The following is a 17,095-nucleotide window of genomic DNA, read 5'->3' on the forward strand; positions in this document are numbered from 1 at the left end:
TGGTCAGACAGCTGTCTCAATTGTTTCTGAAGGAACGAGGTTGATCATCAAGGCTCTGAATATAACGCCAGATCGCCTGAAACTGCAGCTCAGCATTTCCATCCAGAATATTGGTTATTTTAGTGGTTTTCCCGTCCGCGGACAGTCGGGGCATTTTTGTGGAAATATCAAACCGCGGCGGATCGAGGACAAACCGACGATAGTACTCATCGTCAAGTCGTTCTTTGATGTGCACGAAATTGATTCCCGGTGCAATTTTTGTTTTCTCATCACCGGTGGGCAGGATGTCTCCGATGCCATGGCACTGGCGGCAATCTAACGCGGTTTTCGAAGTCAACTGCTGGCCCAACTGGATTTGCATTTCCGCAGGTGCGTGTTCCTGCGTTGTATTCACTTCAGACGGGTGACGGAGTCTGCCATGCTGGGCTGCCATTCCCCGCGAAAGAATCGCGGCATGCGCGGGAAAAGCGGGCATTCTGGATTTCAACCACGGACGCGGACGCCAGTTGAGTTCTCCGGCAATAAAAGATTCTGCCCAGTCTGGTTTCAGTTTCTCACCCACCCAAGTCAGGCTCGGTAAGGGCTCGGGGGGTAAACCTGACTCCCCCTCTTCTACCACAATCAGGGCACGCGGGCTGGAATCTGTATCCCGGTTGTGGCAGGCAGCGCAGTTCAACTGCTGGAACCACCGGTCGGCGGTTTCAGCCGCATTCCTCCGAAACAGAGAGTCCGATGCTGTTTCCAGTACAGTCTGGATGGCAGCGCGCTGTTCTAAACTGAGCGAAAACACGGGAATCGTCGTTGCTAGCTGCGCTGGATCAGCAAGGCAGCCTGCTGAAAGTGATTTTGCATTGAGGGGAACGGGCTGGAATTTTGACACGACAGGACGTGCTTCCTCAAGCGAACGGTGGCATTGAATGCATCCGAGTGTTTCATAGAGCGTCTGACCGCGTTGCGGCGAACCGGCGGGGGGAATCATTGCATTCTGAATTTTTCCCTTTGAGTTTTCTATCAGGTAGGCGGATAGGCCGCCTGCTTCCTCGTTGGACAAATTGAAATCGGGCATGCGACTCCAGCGATGATGTTCCTGGGGAGATTTCAGGAAACGTACCAGCTGTGATGCAGTGAATTTCCGTTTGATCAACGCCAGCGAATGCCGTTGATATTCATCCGGTTGTTCATCGACTGAAAAATGATGGCAGTTGATACAGCCTGACACTTCGTAAGTTTCTGCTCCCGCTGCCAGCAACTTCTCGAGATTCGCCGGGGAATTGGTTTCAGGAGCAGGGAGACCGTTTGAACCTGGTCTACACGCCTGGGATACAAACCAGGCAGTTAAATCAGCTGCTTTCTGTTGAGTCAGCTTTTCTGAAGGATCTCCCAGCAGGGACGGCATACGGGAATGGGGGCGTAAATTCTCCGGATTCAACAGCCAGTGAAATAACCAGCGTTTGGTAACACGTGTGCCGATATTCTTGAGATCTGGCGCTGCTTGAACCAGTTCGGGCATGACCCCGCTTTCGGAGAGCAGATTTTTTTCCTGTAATTGAGCAAGTGAGAAGGAAGCCTGTTCTCCCGGCAGCGTATGGCACGCGAGGCACTGGTGCCGGGCGATCAGTTCGCGACCCTGGCGGAGATGCTGACGTTCCAGAAGCTGACCATCATTGCCCGCATGACTCAGAAACTGGGGAGGCACAGGTTCGACAGCAAAATTCTCACCCTTCCAGAGCAGTCTGAACCGCGCCTGCCCCTCGGGCTGACTCTGGTATTCCAACTTGAGCTGGTTAAACCCTTTCCTGAGTTTTACTGATACGGGAGATGGCTGCTGGAAGGGGGAGCCGGTTGTCTGAAGAATTTGCTGTTGGTTGACTATGAGCCGCGCGGTTCCTGAACCTGCCAGACTCAACGCGTAATCACCTGCAAGGGGGACGCGAAGATAGCCTTCTGCTGTCGCGGAAAATCGGCCCGGCTCCAGGAAGGGGGTGACCGGTTCTCCGGGTTCGACTGATAATGCCCACAGGCGGCTGGTCCGTGCATCAGTCACGATCGTGCCGGATGACTGAGTCTGTTGAAAACGCCAGAGAATCCCCGGTTTGAGCTGTTGCACCTGACTGGGTGAGAGCAGCTCATTTTTCTGTCGACGCGCCAGAATCGATTCATCCATTTTACGGGAAGGCACTGAATTGATGGTATGGTAGTAAGTCTGTTTCAAGGGTTCGCCAGATAAACTGGTCAACTGCCAGGAAATTCCCATCTGCATCACGGGGATGACCCGGGACAACTCCAGAAAAACCGTTCGTTGATCCGGGAGTAGTGTCGCGGAAAGTACTTCGACTTCGTCGCGACCTTCGATCTGGGGAGCAGAGACTCGGTATTCCGGCGAACCATAGTTCTGCGACCAGAGATAGTTCCATTGCTGGATCGCGTACTGATCCGGGTTTTCTGCGGTTTTTCGATCCAGCGGACTGGTAAAAGTCAGGGAAATCCCATTCTGCATGGTCTTGACTGCGACTGGGAGATGGACCGCTTTTCCGGTAAAACGTACGCGCTGCAGGCAACCATCGTGGACGGCATTCGTGACCCAGCCTCTTAAGCCACTGACGTATAATTGACCGTCTGCGGGGCTGAACCGTCCGCGCATGATTCCCGATTCAAACTCCAGAGGCAAAGTGACTGTGCCCCCCTGGGCCTGGCCTGCGATGACTTCGCGGAGCGTGAGCAGCAGTTTACTTTGTCCATAAGACAGGTGTAATAACTGCTTTTCCAGTGGCCCCCAGTCCTGGCTCGTCACCCAGACCTGTCCGCCGCTGGAATTGTCCTGTAGTCGCGGGATCCAGCATAAGGGGGGATCATATCCCAGCGGACGGTCAGCTGAGATCCGAGGACCACCAAAACCGTAGTATCCCCCCTGCTTCACTTCTGTGATATTCGAAGCCGGTGTCCAGTTCCCTTCCTGCGGGGATGCGGTAATGATATTGCCCGGGCCCATTCCCATGCCATTCGGATTGCGAAACCCGGCTGCGATTTGATTCAGTCGTCTGCCATTCCTGGTAATCTGCATTACCCCCTGCTGCGCGTGCATGAAATAAAAGTTCCCGAAGGAATCGGTCTCAAGACAGGTCACATAGTCATGACCTCCGACCGAGGTCGGGATCTGATTGTTAAAGCATTCATAGAAGTCTGCTTCCCCGTCCCGATTCTGGTCGTGCAGGATTGTAATCTGATCGCGACCCAGTACATGAATTTTGTTATTGACGACTTTCAACCCCAATGGTTGAAACAGACCAGTGGCAAAACGTTTCCACTTCAATTCGCTTAACTCAGCATCAACCCCGCTGACCAGCCAGACATCACCGTGCACTGTTGAGACCGCCAGGTCTCCATTTTCCAGGAAGTCATGGCCGCTGATGAAGAAGAGTGCGCGGTAAGGATTTTCATGGGGAATGGTGAGTGTGTCGACAACGTAGGGCGCATCCTGCTGACTGAGCGCTCCTCTGGTGGTAAGGATTTCGGTCCAGCGGGGCGGTCCCGGAATCAGTTGTGACTGCAGTGACTCTGGAGGTGAGAGCCTTGAAGCATGTTCAGCCGGTATTGTTTTGTTTTCCGGTGTGATCTGGTAATAGATGAGAAATCGCTGTGTGGTTTTGCGGGGTGGGATCACAAAACTGGCGGTCCCCTGTTTTTGATCGGCGCTGATGCGGGAATGAATTTCTCCACTACCAACGCAGCCGATTGAGATGGGGTTGTCTGAATCAGTCGTAATGAATTGCGGGGGATGATTTGCTACAGACTTCACTTCGCTGGCCGCAGCAATGATCAGTTCGAGTGCTTTGTCCCCCGGACCGATTTCAAAAGCACGTGTAAAGCAGGTTCGCTGGGGCGAGGTTTCTAATCCGGGGGATTCAAAAATCGTTGTCTCACCGATGCGATATTCCAGAGTGACCCGTTTTCGATTTACATGCGAGCCAATGAACTGACAGTGCTGTTTCCAGCCGGGTCCCTCAGCAGTCGAGAAATGGATCTGGCCGACCGGCGTCGGTGCTTTGATCAGGCCGAAGCGTTCTGGTGAAGGCTTAAGAAATCCGTTTGACCAGATGCCCCGCACTTTGCAGGAGGCGGTGTCATAGCAGATTGTGGCTTCCTGGCTTTCGCCGACGCGGATTGAAAGTCCTTTCTTAACGGGGCCCGTGGGCAGAGGCACCGTGCAGGCCAGCCAACTGCCCATCTCGGTCTGCTGCCAGCGATTGTCGCTGGTCACTTCTACTGGTTGATGGAACCCGACCGCATCTTTGCCCCAGTGGTCACGTTCATTTTCAGTGGCAGCTGTTTCCACGCGAACTGATTTCCCCGGCTCAGATCGATCTGAGATTTTTATTTTATCTGGCAAGTCAAATGAGAGCAGGAACAGAGTGCTGTCATCCTGTTCCAAGGGAGCGGTGGGAACGACTGTAAAATCGCGTGTGCCTTTTGAAATACGGAAATCGTCCAGCAGACCGTCGCAGCCAATCGTTTTTTCCACGAGTCGACCAAAAGCGATGTTTCGTTGCACTGGTTCGGTTGAGTTACGTGGCGGGAGTTTCGAATCGAGTGCCTGTTTGCCGTCAACATACAGGCGCAAGCGAGTGTCTTCCAGAATCATGGAGACGAAATGCCATTTCTGATCACAGATATTGATGTCTGTTTTAAATTCTCCACCCTGTCCTGGCAGGTAAACGCTGAAAAATCCACTGCCGGCATAAGAATACATTTCCCAATGCGCTGCCGAACTTTTGGGATCGCAGGCGTGCAGGATGTTGAATCCGGTTTTACTGTTTAACTTAATCCAGCCCTCCGCACTCAAGGGGCGGTGATCTAACCTGCCGGCGGGCGCGTTTGTCAGGACTGATCCGGCATGGGCATTGAGGGCCTTTCCCCATTTCCCAGGGACGAGTGTGTTTTTCTGCGAAGGCTGCATTTCTGCTTTCGGGGGTGGTTCAAATTCATGAATCGGTCGTCCGGCGGCCCAGGCGGTGGCGCGGCGGAGCATTTCGCTGGCGGCAAAAGAGTCGTACGTTTTTTCGCTGTGTCCAAGCAGTGTCTGGAAAATGCGTCCTTTTCCGTAGTGGTAGGTCCACGCCAGCGGTTCGTTGCTTTTCGTTACTTTGGATCTGGCAGTGATCAGAGGCTCAACCGGTTCCGTGCCGTCCTGGCGAAAATAGAGTTCGTCGGTGACCTGGAAATCCTGCAGGTTTTGAGTAAGAGGATGCGTGTCGTCGGTAATCTGGACGGTGAACTCTCCGAAAGCATCGTGCCCGCTTTTCTGATCCCCCTTTCCATCGTGATTCCAGACCCGCCGGACAATCTTGCGATACTCGGGCCAGTCGGATTCGCCTGCCTGGGGAAGTGAGAAGTGAAAGGCACCATTGGCAAAATGAATTAAAATCAGTCCCCCGCCCCGCTGCAGATAATTCATGAATGCGGTGCGGGAGGATTCACTTAAGGGGGTGCCATCATGCCAGTTGGCATAGTTCTGTACGATGACCTGGTAGTCCTGCAGATTCTTTTTCGACAGATCTTCGATGTCATTGGTCACGTCCACTTTGATGCGCGGGTCGCGCTCAAGTTGTTGCTTGATGACAGGCGTGGTTTTTTTCCAGTTATGCCAGGCATGTGCTTCATTGCCGGCAAACAGGAGTACGCGAATCGGCTGCGAATCGACTAATGCGGGTTCCGTTCCCTGAATACCTGCCAGGGCAGTCGTGATTTCCTGATGCGTGTAATAGCGGGCGTCCACGCCGGAGGGGGGAACATCGATCCCGGCGGTCCAGGCAATGGCATTGAGGATGAATTTTCGAAAGGCGGCGTTCTGCCAGTTGTCATAATAATGTCCACAGGTGGTCCCAAAGCCGCGACCTCCCTGGCTGCGTTCTTTGGCCCACGCGACGATATTGCCGTTTTCAGGGCGTCCCTTCAGTTCTCCAACTTCCAGTAAGGTGGTCAGACGATGATCGGCAGGCTGGAAACGAATGTTAAAGTAAAACTCTTCGCGGAGTTCGAAGGGCTCGACGCCCCGGCAGACCGGGTGTGTGGGATGAGGCAGTGTCACAGCCGCTTTAAGTGTTTTGATCGCTGAATACCAGTTGCGTTTTCCATTTTCTTCCCAGTCGAAATAACCGCCGGACCAGTTCTGAATCTGTTTCGCGTATTGATCGGGCGCGAATGTCGAGAAGTGAAATGTCAGAAAGCCACAACCGCGATCGATCTGCTGTTGAATCTGTTTCAGTTGTGCTGCATTGGCGAAGTGCGGTGCTTCCGCAAATTTATCGCCGTCTCTGCCATCCGAGATGACCATGATCGTGTCGGCGTCGTCGAGCGTCTCCGGATTTTCGGGCCAGCCTTCCAGATGATATTCGACACGGACTTTATCGCGAATATTGGAATTGTCGAGCATGACCTTGAGCAGTTTGACCGACCAGGGATAATCATGTATTCCGTTTCCCACGGGACCATGACTTTTGGGACCAGCGATCAGGACAATCTTATGTCGGTCACTGCTTTTCTTTTCGGGAAGCTCTGCAGACTGAATCGACGTCGCTGGTAGACAGAGTACGAACAGGAATCCGATCAGATATCGTAAAATCATAATGCCTCTGGATCTCAATCATACAGGGGGGATGAGGATCTTCAGTCATGAGCCTGTTTTGACGAATCGATGACTCTGGATTTTATTTTACCGCTGCGGATGAGAAAATACTTCCAGCAGATTGGAAAAAGTGAAATTCGCTCAGGATGGTTTCATTTCAGGACAGTCAGCTACAATCGGTGGATTAACAATTGCGACGGGTCTCAGGATCGTTCATGATAGAAAAATCGTATCGACCGACTGTCGATCAGTAAATCCTCAATAGACATCGGAAAGTGGAAATGTATCTCAAAAACGCGCTCTCCCTGATGCTGGCAACTGTTTTTCTACTGAGTCTGCCTGAATTACAGGCTGTCGAAACACAACAGGCTGCCAAACCGAATATTATGGTCATTCTCTGTGACGATCTGGGTTATGGTGATCTGGCCTGTTATGGTCACCCCGTGATCAAAACACCTCATCTGGATCAGCTGGCCTCCCAGGGGATGCGGCTGACCGACTGTTATGCGAGTGCCCCTGTCTGTTCTCCGTCGCGAGCCGGTTTGTTGACGGGCCGAACTCCCAATCGTCTGGGCGTATATGACTGGATCCCCGAAGGCCATCCGATGCATCTCAAACGGGATGAAGTCACCGTGGCGCAATTACTGCAGCAGGCCGGTTATGACACCGCCCATGTGGGAAAGTGGCATTGCAATGGCATGTTTAATTCCAAAGAGCAGCCGCAGCCAGGCGATCATGGTTTTCGTCACTGGTTCAGCACTCAGAACAACGCCCTGCCCACCCATGAGAATCCCAATAACTTTGTACGTAACGGGAAGCCAGTGGGCGAGATTGAAGGGTTTTCCTGTCAGATCGTCGCCGATGAAGGTATCCACTGGTTGAAAAACTGGCGCGAACAAGAGAAGCCTTTCTTTCTGCATGTCTGCTTTCATGAACCGCACGAGCGGGTGGCATCTCCCCCTGAACTGGTAGAAAAATATCTCGACAAGAGTCTGTATGAAGATCAGGCACAGTACTTTGCCAATGTCGCAAATATGGATCTGGCAGTCGGAAAGCTGCTGAAAGCGCTGGATGAGATGAACGTCGCCGACAATACACTGGTGTTCTTCACTTCCGACAATGGTCCCGAAACGTTAAATCGCTACGGCAAAGGATCACGGCGTTCCTGGGGATCTCCGGGTGTGCTGCGTGGCATGAAACTGCATATCTACGAAGGGGGAATCCGAGTGCCCGGGATTATCCGCTGGCCGGGAAACATCAAAGCAGGGCAGGAAGTTGATACCCCCGTCTGCAGTGTCGACCTGCTGCCGACGTTCTGTGAAATCGCCGGTATCGCAGTGCCCGATCAGCGTCCCCTGGATGGTGCCAGCCTGCTACCTTTGTTTGCCGGGAAGGAGATAGAGCGATCCACGCCTCTGTTCTGGAATTACTATCGCGCTTACAGTACGCCTCGTGTGGCAATGCGTGAGGGGGACTGGAAAGTCGTCGCACACTGGAGTGGTCCGGAAGGTGTCATCCCCCTGGGAGGAAACGTCAATGCGGTCTCACAGTCGTTTATCAAGAATGCGAAGCTGACGAAGTTTGAACTGTATAACCTCAAAGATGACATCAGCGAGCAGCACAATCTGGCCTGGCAGGAGCAGAAGCGGCTGGACACATTGAAGAAAAAGCTGGTGCAGAAGTATGCGGCTGTTCAGAAAGAAGGACCTCTCTGGGATACCAGCGAATACGACCAGAGCCGGGAAAAACCCTTGATCAAAAAATCAGTGAAATAAACCGTCCCTCCTTTCCTTGATTTTTCGGAGCCGGTGAATGGGCGGGAAATCGATTTCCTGACTGAATCCCTATTTTCAACAGTCAGGACGACTGTTAAAGTGAAGCCCCGCAGTCATTTTGTCCTACCTGTTTTTCATTGAAACTGATCTGGTACAGCCATGTCTTATCTACGTCTGTTCTGTCTGCTGTCTGTGTTCTGTCTGCCGATTATTCCTCAGGCTGCTGAAGCGCAAGCCGTTCGCAATGTTGGCTTTGAGCCGACTGCCTTCGCGCTGACAGGGGCGCGCGTGGTCACTCAGCCGGGAACCGTTCTTGAGAAAGCAACCGTCCTGATTCGCGATGGTCTGATTGAAGATGTCGGCACGGATCTGAAAATTCCCCTGGATGCGGATGTGATCGACTGTACGGGGCTGGTGATTTACCCGGGCTTCGTCGATGCCGGTTCGAGCGAGTTGCTCAATAAAGAGATCAAAGCGCCTCAGCCGAGTGAGCGAAAAGTCGATTTCGGTCGCTATGCCCTGGCGGCGACACGCCCCGACAATCGAAATTATCTCAGCCCGGAATTTCTGGCGAATGAAGCGGTGGTTCGCAAAAAGGACAGTTTCGAAAAATACCAGAAAGCCGGTTTCACTACGGTGCATCTGCTCCCGGCAGGAAAGATCGCCAGCGGCCAGGGAACCCTGCTCTCGACCAGTGAACTGCCTGTCAGGGAAGCAACGCTGGTCAAATCGACGATGAGGGCCTTTCGCCTGTATGAACCGCACGGCGATGTCTATCCCACCACGCTGATGGGAGCGCTGGCGCATTTGCGTCAGACTTTTCTGGATACACAGCATTATGAGCAACATTGGGGACTGTACGAGGAACAAAGTGCCTTCGTGAAACGTCCGCCGAGTGATCCTGCCTATGCCGAGTTGCAGGAAATCCTGCATGGCAAAAAGACGCCCGTGTTTACCGCTGATTCGCGCGACGAGATTTTACGGACACTCGATTTCTGTGCTGAGTTCAATCTTAAGCCGGTCATCTATGGCGGCGAAGAAGCCTACCAGTGCCTGGATCGCCTGAAAAAGGAATCGAGCGGCTTAATCATCCGGCTGAACATTCCTGAAAAGCCGGAAGTAAAAGAAGAGAAGGACGAGAAAAAGCTGACGACCAAATTTGCTGATCCCGTTCGTGTCCAGCAGGAAAAACTCCACATCTGGAAAGAAAAGATCCAGGGGCTCAGTGACCTGGCAGAAAGCGGCTTACCGGTTGCTGTCTCTTCGGAGTCGATGAAAAAGCATGTCGAAGACCTTCTGCCACAATTGCGGGTGGCTGTGAAAGAGGGGTTTTCAGCCGATCAGGCGCTGCGTTTTCTGACGGTGGATGCAGCCAGTCTACTGGGTATGAAGGGGCGTCTGGGAACGATTGAAGCGGGCAAACTGGCGCATCTGACAGTGATGTCCGGCCCCTGGAATGAAGAGGACACGAAAGTACGGTATCTGCTTGTCGATGGCCTCAAGCTGGATTTCGAAGAGAAAAAGAAAGAGGACAAAGCTGACAAGCCTGAATCGGGGGCTAAAAAGAAAGCCGATCCTGAGTCCGTTGATTTGGCAGGAGATTGGGGTGTGGAAATCCAGTCTGCCCAGGGGAAAGTGATCGGACAGCTGCAACTGGCGCAGGACAAAACCAGTTTGCGGGGGACCTTTTCCAGTGAAAAAGGGGACGGGAAAGTCACTTCCGGTAAAATTGAAAAAGCACAGTTTGAATTCACCGTGGCCATTGGTGCCGGCGAGCATTCGATTGAACTGCAGTTTAAAGGCGAACTCGGTAAAGAGCAGAAGCCGGATTCGCTTTCCGGCAAATTGAAGTCGGCTTTCGGGACAGAAACCCAGTGGTCAGCAGTTCGAAAAGTGAAAACCGCGGCGCCGGTCGTTGAGAATCCGATCCAGCTCTCACTGGAGGGAATGGACGATGGTGATGATCTGCTGACCGAATCGGACAGCAAAATTCTGGTGGCAGAAAAACCGGTTTTGAAAAACGAAAACCGACCGAGTCTGCATCAGTTCAATACGGAACTGAAGGCAGATCGTATCAGTCAGGCTGCTGAAACAGGGGGAAATCTGCTGCTCAAAAACGGGACGGTGATTACCGTCACCGGAGAGACGATGCCGCTGACATCGGTTCTGGTTCAAAATGGCAAAATCGTCGCGATTGGCGGCGACCTGAAAGTGCCAGAGAAAACGACAGCTATTGATGTTACCGGTCTGTATGTGATGCCGGGCATCATTGATACGCACAGCCATATCATGATCACGGACGGAATCAACGAGCATTCGCAGTCGATTGTTCCGGAAGTCCGCGTTCGTGATGTAGTAAATACGGCAGATCCATCTGAGTATCGGGCACTGGCGGGGGGAGTGACCGCGGCGCGATTGTTTCATGGCTCGGCAAATGTGATTGGCGGCCAGGATGCGGTCGTCAAACTTAAACACGGCAAGTCGGCCCGGGAACATATTCTGCACGATGCGCCTCAAGGAGTGAAATTTGCGCTGGGAGAAAACGTCAAATATCGTACATCGCGGTTTCCCAATACACGCATGGGAGTGGAAGCGACGCTGCAACGTGCGTTCCTGGAAGCCATCGACTACCGTCGACAGTGGCAGGAGTATGAGAAGTTACGGAAAAACGAACCGGATACAAAAAAGCTGCCGCCTCGCAGGGACCTGCGCCTGGAAGCGCTGGCGGACATTGTGAACCATGAAAAGTTTATCCATTCCCATTGCTATCGCGCGGATGAAATCCTGATGCTGTTGCGTGTGGCGTCGAATATGGGAATTCGGGTCTGGTCGCTGCAGCATGTCCTGGAAGGCTATAAGATTGCCCCCGAGATCCTGGCACATGGCGCCAGTTGCAGTACATTTTCAGACTGGTGGGCTTACAAAATCGAAGCCTTTGATGCGGTCCCTTACAATGCGGCACTGCTGAATGAAGCAGGCATCAATACGGTGATTAAAAGTGATGACTGGGAACTGATCCGGCATCTGTACCTGGAAGCAGCCAAGACCGTCCGCTATGGAAACATGTCGTTCAATGAAGCATTACGCACGATCACGATCAATCCGGCGAAGGAACTGGGACTCGATCGGCAGATGGGCTCGATCGAGATCGGGAAAGATGGCGATTTCGCTGTTTTCAGCGGCCATCCTCTGAATGCCTTTTCTCGCTGTGAAATGACGATTATTGAAGGCGAAATCTATTTTGATCGCAAGCACCAGCCAACCGCGATGACGGAATCGGCAGAGCGACGTTCTGCTGTTCCTCAAGTCTCTATTGCCGCGCGGCCCGATGCGAAACTGGAACTGCCGACAGCGGAATTGACCGAGTATGCGATCACCGGAGCGACATTACATCCGGTCGATCGGGGAGATATCAGCAAGGGGACAATTATCGTCAAGAATAATAAAATCTCTTATGCCGGTCCTGCGAAAACGCTGCCTGCAGAGATGACGGTGATTGATGCCGCAGGCTTGCATATCTATCCGGGAATGATTGATTCCGGTTCCACTTTAGGGTTAACGGAGATCGACAAGGTCCGCGAAACCCGTGACTATGCCGAAAGTGGTGATCTGCAGCCCGACCTGCGAACGGGGGTGGCGATCAATCCTGATTCGGAACTGTTTCCCGTAGCGCGTGCGGGGGGCATTACCACCGTGTTGGTTTGTCCGCAATCTGGTCTGATCTCCGGTCAAGCTTCCCTGGTGCAGACCGCGGGCTGGACTGCCCCGGAGATGGTGATGGAACTGGAAGCCGGTCTGCACATCGACTGGAGTACCAAACAGGAACGCCAGGACGAACTCAAAGACTTCTTCAAGCAGGCACGCCTGTATCAGAAACTCAGGCAGCAGACAAAGGAAAATGGGACGCGGGAGCCGGTGACCGATCCCCGGTATGAAGCGCTGATTCCCTATCTGCAACGGAACAAACCGGTTTTCATCGAAGCGAATTCCCGTGAGGCGATTGCCGGTGCCCTGCTCTTTGCAGAAGAGGAAAAGCTGCGTATCGTGATTACCGGTGGTGCGGATGCCTGGAAGCTGGCGCAGGAATTAAAGCAGCGGAAAGTCCCGGTGATTATCGGGCCGGTGATGCAGAAACCGCAGAATGATTATGATCCGTTTGATGCCCCGTATGCGAACCCGGGGAATTTGTACGACGCGGGAGTCACTTTCTGTATTCGTTCTAACAGTGCCTGGAATTCACGAAACACGCCGTTTGAAGCAGCGATGGCGGTGGCTTACGGACTGCCTGAGCAGGCTGCTTTAAGGGCGGTCACACTGTCTGCTGCGGAAATTCTGGGGATCGACAATCAGGTCGGTTCGCTGACGGAAGGGAAACTGGCTAACCTGATTATTGCCGATGGTTCGCCGCTGCAGCATACTTCCCACATCAAGGCTGTCTGTGTTGGTGGAAAATTAATGCCACCCGAAAGCAAACAGACGCGGCTGTATGAACGGTATCGCGGTCGTCTACGCAAGATGAACGAATCGCAGGGTGATAAACTGCCAGTGCCGATTCCCCTGGAAACCCAAAAAGCGGAACCGGCCAAGAAGCCTGCCAATACCAGGTGACAGATCTGCTTAGCGGACCTGTGTGCCCTCAACCTGTTCGATTTTCAAAACGTGCATCGTACGACTGAAGCGATCCGGATTCTTTTTGAATTCTTCCCGGGATTCCAGGTCAACGAACAGGTACAGGTTGTGATCGTAGTAGGCACCGTATTTTGTATCACCGGGAATGGCGCGGTCCTGCTTGTTCAGAATCACAGGGTCGCAACCCAGTAACTGTGGTGCATAACGGCCCGGATCGATCTTGAAGATTTCGAGCTCCGCGCGACTGGAGAGCAGATAGGTGATACCCTGGTAAGGCCAACTGAATTCCTGTTTGCCTTTTGTCCATTTACGATCCCGGGTCAAGGCAATCGGGCTATACCCTTCCAGACCGATCCTGGCAGGATCGGATGCGACGTAAGTCTTTTCTTCGACTTCTTCCTGTACTTCAATCTCAACAGAATCTTCTGCAGCAGTTTCGCTTTCCTGCTGCTTACGCGCCATCAGTTCCTGTTTGCTTTTTTGTGCCAGATAGACCCTGCGGTCATTTTCATACCGGGAAGCACCTCGTCCCAGAAAACTTAAATAGGTGTTTTTCTGCTGCATGCCATCGGTGCGTGTAATGATGGTCCCCGTGGGAGTCAGCAGAATATCACTGGGAAGCGATCGCACATTAAACCGGTCGACCAGTTGTGGATACTGATCACTGTCGATTTTGACGCCGATGATACGTTTGCCGAGCACGCTTTTAATGGTTTGTGTGCTGAGCACAGACTGTTCCATCTTATGACAGGGGCCACACCAGGAAGCATGGAAATGGACCAGCAGTGGCATGTCTTTATCCTGCGCGAGTTTTTGCGCAGCCTGAAAGTCATGCAGCCATTCACCCGCGCATGTAGAGCTGATCGATATCGCAAGCAGAGTGAACGCAACTGTTACGATTGATACAAATTGATGTTTAACGTTTCCGTTGGTGAATCGCATGAAATCTCCCCGCAAATCTTCTGAATACATGAACGGGCTCGCGTTCAGTAATAGCGACAGCAGAGTCATCAATACTCTGATATCTTCGTTGTTATCGGTTGGCTGAGGGGAGGTTGTTGTGAAGTATTACACTGGATTCGAAACGTGCTGCGAGGAAATGAAAAAAAGACAGGGTCGTAACGGATTCCGCTGGAAGTCAAAAAGCAAACTTAAACCAGCTTAACTAACCGGCACGGGAAAACTCAGTGGAGGGTATCTTGAGTTTGCAGAGTCGCTTCTGGAATGAACGTGAGAAACTGTTCCAGCAACTGCAGGCCACATTTGGTGAGAATGGATTCCGGATGAAACTGTACACCGAATAAGGGGGCGCTTCGATGCTCGATCGCCATCGGGATGCCCTCCTGGGTGCGTGCCGTAATCTCCAGTTCGGCCGGCAGGGTTGCTTCATCGATGATCAGTGAATGATAGCGTGTAGCCGGGAACGGATCAGGCAGACTGGATAACAGGCGCGAATTCTGATGATAAATCAGAGACGTCTGCCCGTGCACGGGTTGTGGTGCCCTGATAATTTTTCCTCCGAGACTGGCAGCGATCGACTGATGACCGAGACAGACGCCCAGAATCGGAATCTGCCCGATGAAGTGACGCACCAGTTCCTGGCTCAAGCCTGCTTCCTCGGGAGTACATGGTCCCGGAGAGAGCACCAGGGCTGCTGGTTTCAATTCGGTTGCCTGGGCGAGGGTGATCTGATCATTGCGGATGACGCGCGTTTCCTGACCAAGCTCTTCAAAATAGCGAGCCAGGTTAAACACAAAGCTGTCATAGTTATCAATAATCAAGATCATCAGACGTTTTCTGAAGCAGTTGTATGGTTTTGAAGTGCGGCAATCATTCCCGCCGCCTTGTGCAGGGTTTCCTCGTATTCCAGCCGAGGCTGACTCTGGGCGATAATCCCGCCTCCGACCGGGAACTGTATCCAGCCTTTGCGTACGGTGAAGGTACGAATCAGAATGTTGCTGTCAAATTCTCCATTCAGGCCGGCATAAAACAGGCAGCCGCAGTAGGGGCCGCGCACCGTGGGTTCGAGCTCAGCAATGATCTCCATCGCCCGCACCTTGGGGGCACCGGTAATGGAACCGCCGGGAAAGGCAGCAGCGAGCAGATCCCAGACCGTCTGATCGGGTTTGAGCTGTCCACGGACTTCCGATACCAGATGCTGAACAGTTTCGTCTGAGCAGAGTTGAGGCACGCGGATGCTGCCGGGCTGACAGACACGCGACAGATCATTGCGAAGCAGATCGACGATCATCACATTTTCAGCCTGATCCTTTTCGCTTTCCCGGAGTTCGTCCCGTGTGAGCAGGTCGGCTTCAGGAACATATTTTCGACGTCGGGTCCCTTTGATGGGGCGGGTTTCGACTTCGTTGTCGGAAACGTTAAGGAATCGCTCGGGCGAAGCACTGAGGACGGCCCAGTCATCCCAGCCAAAGTATCCGGCAAACGGAGCGGGATTCTTTGCCCGTAAATTCAGATAGAGTTCCACGGGATGTGTGGTCGTGGGGCTGAGCAGTCGATGCGAAAAGTTCGCCTGAAAAATATCACCCGCGTAAATGTATTCAATTATTTTTGCAACACGTTTCTGGAATTCAACTTTACTGAAATTGCTGAAAATATGAGGATAACCTTCCAGCGGAAATGCGGAAGAGAGCGCTTCTCGGGGCAGCGGGGGCTCCAGGTTCTGAAGAGGCCGGTGGTTGATCCTTGTGCTGCGATCAAAGAGAACCGCATCAATGCGCGCTTTGACAGACTGGCTGCGCTGCGTTGCCAGTTCGTACTGCTGCGAATTCAGACTGGGTTCAAAGCCCTGCACGATCAGCCAGGCGCGATGCTGCTGATGATCCCAGGCAATCACCCAGTCGTAAAAGCCGACTGCAAAATCAGGGAGCTGGAATTCATCCTGTGAGGCGCGGGGGAACTCTTCCCAGCAGCGCCCCAGTTCATAGGAGAGTAGCCCGGCGAATCCGCCCTGAAAGGGAGGCAGTCCCGGAATCGATTCGACCTGGTGCCGTGCCTGTACTTCACGCATCAGTGCAAAGGGATCGGAACCCAGTTCCGCGGTCTGTATTTGAGTTCGCGTGAGGGGATTACACATCAGGTAGGAATAGTGCCCCTGCAGTGAAGACTGGCGGGCACTGTCCAGAACCAGCAGGCTCTCTTCCCCGGCAAACTCAAGCAGCAGCTGCTCAAGATCCGGACGGGGGATCAGTTCTTCCACAAGCGGGAGCTGATTTGTAATGGGGCTCCCCTGCTCTTGAGACAGATCCTGAGATAAATTTCCAGACATGATGCATCTATATTCAACAAAAACGCACTGCGAACACCCGACATTGAAAGGCCAGTAAGACCCCAGTATAACAGGACCCGGATCGAGAAGGAATCATCAGCGAGGTCCACATAGCGGGTCTTCCCCCTGCTCCCGTCGGCGGTCCAGCGCGCTGATTTCCGCCTGGGTTAAAAAGCCCCAGTTTAAAGGTTGATCCTGCTGGTACTGTTTGCCCAAGGTTAAAGCCATCATTGCTTTACACATTTCGTAGCCCAGATAAAAGGCATGCGATGCGTCCAGATCTTTGGGATGGGCGGCCTGGAACTGATCAAAGAGTTCAAAGGGATCGGTACCCTTCCAGTAGCCGTCCCGATTCATCACGTGTAAGGCATTCTCTTCTGCAAAAATACGATAGTTCGGGTCCCGGATCTGGGCAGCCAGGTTTTCCAGCGCTTCGCTCCCGAGTTCTTTAAGTTTCGGATCGCGTAACATGACCAGTTGATAATCAACGTGTTTAGGCAGACTCTGGTTGTCGATGGCATATTTGACGAGACGCCGGGCATGATTGAATTCACCGACGGCACTGCGGGCCCAGTTAATCACTTCGGTTGCCAGGACGCTATGGATTTTCAATTCCTGGCAGATGGCAGCCAGGAGCACGTTCATGCCGGCGGTGTCGACTTCGGTCAACTCCGTCAGATTGCCGATGCCCATCATGATTTCGACATCCGGAAATTCGTGGCGAGCCCGGAAGTATCGTTCCAGGGAGGCGGCAAAGCCATACCCGATCGGTTCCAGGATAGG

General features: G+C 52.9%; 6 protein-coding genes and 1 pseudogene. 2 read left to right on the top strand and 5 right to left on the bottom strand.

Annotation, left to right across the window (positions count from 1 at the left end):
• Window positions 1-16: 16 nt before the first annotated feature.
• Window positions 17-6,622, bottom strand: a complete 6,606-nt coding sequence (locus AACZ40_RS10185; protein WP_339674330.1) for a ThuA domain-containing protein — start codon at window positions 6,620-6,622, stop codon at window positions 17-19.
• A 281-nt stretch (window positions 6,623-6,903) separates the two neighbouring features.
• Here AACZ40_RS10185 and AACZ40_RS10190 point away from each other — a divergent pair, with 281 nt between their 5' ends.
• Together AACZ40_RS10190 and AACZ40_RS10195 are read left to right on the top strand one after the other, a co-directional pair.
• Window positions 6,904-8,397 (top strand): sulfatase, encoded by a 1,494-nt coding sequence (locus tag AACZ40_RS10190; protein ID WP_291178837.1) that lies wholly within the window; start codon window positions 6,904-6,906, stop codon window positions 8,395-8,397.
• Between the two features lie 159 nt (window positions 8,398-8,556).
• Entirely contained in the window at window positions 8,557-13,005 is a 4,449-nt protein-coding gene (locus AACZ40_RS10195; RefSeq protein WP_339674334.1) for an amidohydrolase family protein, read from the top strand.
• A 9-nt stretch (window positions 13,006-13,014) separates the two neighbouring features.
• Here the strand turns inward: AACZ40_RS10195 and AACZ40_RS10200 are convergent, their stop codons facing one another.
• The 4 genes and pseudogenes from AACZ40_RS10200 to AACZ40_RS10215 all read right to left on the bottom strand — a co-directional run.
• Complete coding sequence (locus tag AACZ40_RS10200; protein WP_291178843.1) at window positions 13,015-13,968, bottom strand: thioredoxin domain-containing protein; 954 nt, start codon at window positions 13,966-13,968, stop codon at window positions 13,015-13,017.
• A gap of 242 nt (window positions 13,969-14,210) precedes the next feature.
• Entirely contained in the window at window positions 14,211-14,813 is a 603-nt protein-coding gene (locus AACZ40_RS10205; protein WP_291178846.1) for an aminodeoxychorismate/anthranilate synthase component II, read from the bottom strand.
• Complete coding sequence (locus AACZ40_RS10210; RefSeq protein ID WP_339674339.1) at window positions 14,813-16,312, bottom strand: anthranilate synthase component I family protein; 1,500 nt, start codon at window positions 16,310-16,312, stop codon at window positions 14,813-14,815. The genes AACZ40_RS10205 and AACZ40_RS10210 overlap by 1 nt, the downstream gene beginning before the upstream one ends.
• Window positions 16,313-16,408: 96 nt before the next feature.
• Window positions 16,409-17,095: pseudogene (locus AACZ40_RS10215) on the bottom strand (dihydropteroate synthase); the annotation flags it as partial.

Source organism: uncultured Gimesia sp., assembly GCF_963972345.1.
Lineage (GTDB): Bacteria > Planctomycetota > Planctomycetia > Planctomycetales > Planctomycetaceae > Gimesia.